4 protein-coding genes are annotated in these 3,968 nt (G+C 64.0%); all 4 read left to right on the forward strand.

Annotated features, from left to right (window positions below; all coding sequences use genetic code 11):
- Positions 1-266 precede the first annotated feature (266 nt).
- The 4 genes from CK219_RS30920 (at position 267) to CK219_RS30935 (ending at position 3,600) form a co-directional block, all read left to right on the forward strand.
- Positions 267-833 carry a sigma-70 family RNA polymerase sigma factor gene (locus CK219_RS30920; RefSeq protein WP_095770209.1) on the forward strand — a complete coding sequence of 189 codons (567 nt, stop codon included), beginning with the start codon at positions 267-269 and terminating at the stop codon, positions 831-833.
- Complete coding sequence (locus CK219_RS30925) at positions 830-1,495, forward strand: anti-sigma factor (RefSeq protein WP_095770210.1); 666 nt, start codon at positions 830-832, stop codon at positions 1,493-1,495. The genes CK219_RS30920 and CK219_RS30925 overlap by 4 nt, the downstream gene beginning before the upstream one ends.
- The gene (locus CK219_RS30930; protein ID WP_095770211.1) at positions 1,485-2,933 is read left to right on the forward strand and encodes a S8 family serine peptidase; all 1,449 of its coding nucleotides are present in this window, start codon (positions 1,485-1,487) and stop codon (positions 2,931-2,933) included. The genes CK219_RS30925 and CK219_RS30930 overlap by 11 nt, the downstream gene beginning before the upstream one ends.
- 127 nt (positions 2,934-3,060) lie before the next feature.
- Positions 3,061-3,600: a GNAT family protein gene (locus CK219_RS30935; RefSeq protein ID WP_095770212.1), complete on the forward strand. Its 540-nt coding sequence runs from the start codon at positions 3,061-3,063 to the stop codon at positions 3,598-3,600.
- Positions 3,601-3,968 lie beyond the last annotated feature (368 nt).

Here is a 3,968-nt window from a genome sequence, read left to right on the forward strand (position 1 = left end):
CGCCCGCAAGCTTGTCGCCTAGAAACGCCTCCGCCAGGCTCAACTGTCCCGTCTGCTTCACAGCCATCGCGATTCCCTCCGAGCTTCCTCTCAGAGAATCACAACCAGCCAATTACGCAACAGGCCCACAAGGGGAGAAGGAGAAAACCTGCCCTCTGGCAACACTCACTTTCTTCAGTTAGCCTCCAAGAAATCCTTGGCGGAGGGTGAACCTTTTTGGACCGATCAGCGACAGAGCTTCGAGGAGCCAGGCGGCTCGACCGGCCATGAATGCGGCGACGGAAACCGATCGCGCGCTTGTGGACCGGGTCGCGAAGGGCGACCGGGCCGCCGTCCGGCTCCTGTTCATGCGTCACCACGCGCGGATCTACCGCTTCGTGGCGCGCCAGACGGGATCGGAAATGATGGCCGACGATATCACGAATGAGGTTTTTCTGGAGCTGTGGAAACAGGCGCCCAGTTTCGAGGGCCGCTCTGAAGTTTCCACGTGGCTGCTCGGCATCGCCCGCTTCAAGGCGCTATCCATGCTGCGCAAGAAGAAGGAAGACTGGATCGACGACGACGACGCGGCGCAAGTTCCCGACGGCGCCGACACGCCGGAAGTCGTGACCATGAAGGAAGACAAGGCCGCCGCCTTGCGGCGCTTCGTCGATGCCCTGCCGGAAGAACACCGCACGGTGATCGACCTTGCCTATTATCATGGCCAGTCGGTGACCGAGATCGGCGAGGTGCTCGACATCCCGGTCGCGACCGTCAAGACCAGGATGTTCTACGCCCGCAAGAAACTCGGCGAAGCCCTCAAGGCCGCCGGTTACGACAGGGGTTGGCCATGAGCGCCGCTGAAAAGATGTCGCGTCGCGACGAGATGGAAACGCTGCTGCCGTTCTACCTGAACGGCTCGCTGGAAGGCGCCGAGCTGGAGGCCATCGAGGAGTGGCTGGCCACCGATCCGGCGGCGATGAATGCGCTTGGCGAAGCGGAGGCCGAGTTCTCCGGCACCGCAGCCGCCAACGAGGCGATCCGGCCGCCCGCCGACGCGTTCTCCCGCTTCTCCAAGGCGCTGGACGCCGAGACCGGTCCGGTGCGCACGCCTGGTCAATCCTGGCTGGCAAGAGTCTTCGGCCGGGTGACGGCAATGCCTGCCGGTGTCGCCTGGGCGGCTGCCGCGGCGCTGCTTGCGTTGGTCATCGTGCAGTCCTTCGAACAGCCGGGCGGCAAGGGCAACGACTTCGAGGTGGCCGGCGCTCAGGATGATCTGGCGAAGCTGCCTTTCGCGCTGGTCAAGTTCAAGCCGGATGCGAAGATGGCCGATATCGCCGCCTTCCTCGGCCAGAATGGGTTGGAGATCGCCGGCGGCCCGACCGCGGACGGCGTATTCCACCTGACGATCCCGGCCAGCACGGCGGCCGATTACGACAAGCTCGTCGGCCTCATTGCTGCCCAGCCTTTCGCGGAGGCTGTGGTGCAGGGAAGGAAACCGGCCGATGGCGGCTAAAGCGGTCATTCTGCATGCGGCGCTCCTTGCGGCGGCGGCATTTGTCGCCGCGCCTGCCTCCGCGCAGACCAACGATCCGAACCTGACGCAAAAACAGCTCGATTGCCTGGACCGCACGACGGCGGCTGGTGGCGGCTGCGACAAGGAGGGCGGTGCCAGGAATGGCGGCGCGACGCCGGGCACGGCCATGGGCGGCGCGGTGGTCCTGCCGGCGCTCATCGTCGACCTGTTCCCGAATCCCCCAGCGGGCACCGCCCCGCAAACGCCGGCGGACGGAACGTCGTCATCGAACGGTTCCAGCACCACGCCGCCGCCCGCGCCGGCGCCGAGCGGACCCGTCACGGTGCCTCAGGGCCTCAATCTGGCGGAGCCTCCGCGCGCGATCAGCGGCGAATTCGTGCCCGACGAGGTGCTGGTGACGGTCGACGGCGATGCCGGCGTGGTGCAGCAGATCGCCAATTCCTTCGGCCTGCAGGTGCGCTCGCAGCGCCAGTCGCTGCTGCTCGGCACCACTTTGGTGCGCTTCGGCATCACCGACGGGCGGCCGGTCGGCGTCGTGCTGGCGCAGCTGGCAGCCGATGCGCGCACGCAGCGGCGCGAGCCCAACCATATCTATTCGCTGCAACAGGCGGCGGGCATCGTCAACTATGCCTTCGAGCGCATCACGCTCGATGCCAAGGCGGCGAGCGGCGAGAATGTGCGGGTCGCCGTCATCGACACCGGCATTGACGACAGCAACCCGGCGCTCGCCGGCGTGATTGCCGGCCAATACGACGCCATGCCCAACGTGCCGATCGAGAAGCGCGACCACGGCACCTCGGTTGACGGACTGATTGCCGGTGTCGGTCCGCTGGAAGGCATGGCGCCGGGCGCCAAAATCTATCACGCCCGCGCCTTCGAAGGCGGCAAGTCGACCATGGACGTCATCCTGTCGGCGCTCGACTGGGCGGCCGAGCAGAATGTGCGCATCATCAATATGAGCTTCGTCGGCCCGAAGAACGACCTGCTCGGCATCGCCTGCCGGAATGCGCGGGGGCTGGGCATGGTGCTGGTGGCGGCCGCCGGCAACAACGGCCCGAAGGCGCCCTATGGCTATCCGGCGGCCTTCGACGGCGTGATCGCCGTGACCGCCACCGACGCCAAGGACGGGCTGATGCCGCAGGCTAATCGCGGCGCCTATGTCTTCATCTCGGCGCCGGGCGTCGAAATGGTGGCGCCGAGCGGCGCCGGCCGGGATGTGGTGACCGGCACCTCCTTCGCCGCCGCGATCGTATCCGGCGCGATCGCCAATCTGATCCACGCCGCGCCCGACCGTTCTGCCGACGACATCGAGAAGGTGCTGGCGGCGACGGCCAAGGATCTTGGGCCTAAGGGGCGGGACAGTGACTTCGGCTATGGGTTGCTGGATATCAAGGCGGCCGGAGCGGCGAAGGAGTGAGTCTCGCGTTTGAGGCTCATGCCCCGATGCCTTTGGTGTTGAAACTCAATCAAACGGTTATCCCAAATGCCGCGATGAGCGGAGTCGGCCATTCGACAAATAGGGACGAACATCTTAGCTTCCGCAAATGACAGCCGATCTTCCCGACCTTCGGGGCGCTCGCCTCATCCTTCGCAGACCAATTCCCAAAGATGTGGAAACGCGGCTGGCGCTCGGTCGGCATCGCGAGATCGTTGAAGCCTACGGTGGGATATTCGACCCAAACACCACCTTTACCCGAGGGGAAGCCGAGGCCGCCATTCGCTTCATCCAGCAACAGAACTGTGCCTGGGTGATTGATGCCGGTTGCTTTATCGGCCATGTCCGCCTCCACAACATAGATTGGCAGGACAAGAGGGCGGCCTTGGCCATCGGCATCGACGACCAAGCATATCTCGGCAAGGGGTATGGTACCGAAGCGATCAGACTCGTCCTCGGGTATGCCTTCGGTCGTGGCCTGCATCGCGTTTCGCTACGGGTCTTATCGCGCAATTCCCGCGCGATCGCCTGCTATCGCAAGTGCGGATTTGTGGAGGAGGGACGCGAGCGCGAAGCCGCATTCGTCGGCGGAGCTTGGCAGGACGACATCATTATGGGGCTGCTGGACAGAGAATTTGATCCGCTCTGATGATCAACCTGGTTCCCCGACACAGGGATTTTGAAAGGTTGCCGTTTGTCTTAGGGCACGATTTTCCGTTCATTTCCGTGAAATCAGTGCAAACGCCGGGGATTGGTTGAAGCCGTCCCAACCTCGTCATTCTATGGCGGAGCAAGGAGCGAAGCGACGCGCGCAGACCATAGAATCCTGTGTGTTGGTTCTGGTGTATGGTTGAAGTGGGAAGGAGACCGAATGAATCCTGGTCGTCCTTTCGGACAGGCCGTGGCATGGCTCGGTCCCTTCCCACCGGTGAACCATCAACCTGAACAGTTGCACGGGGCTGTTCCAAGCAGACCCCGCACCACAGGAAGAGGCGTGGACATGATAATGCAGAACTA

It is taken from the genome of Mesorhizobium sp. WSM4313 (genome assembly GCF_002294725.1).
Taxonomy (GTDB): domain Bacteria; phylum Pseudomonadota; class Alphaproteobacteria; order Rhizobiales; family Rhizobiaceae; genus Mesorhizobium.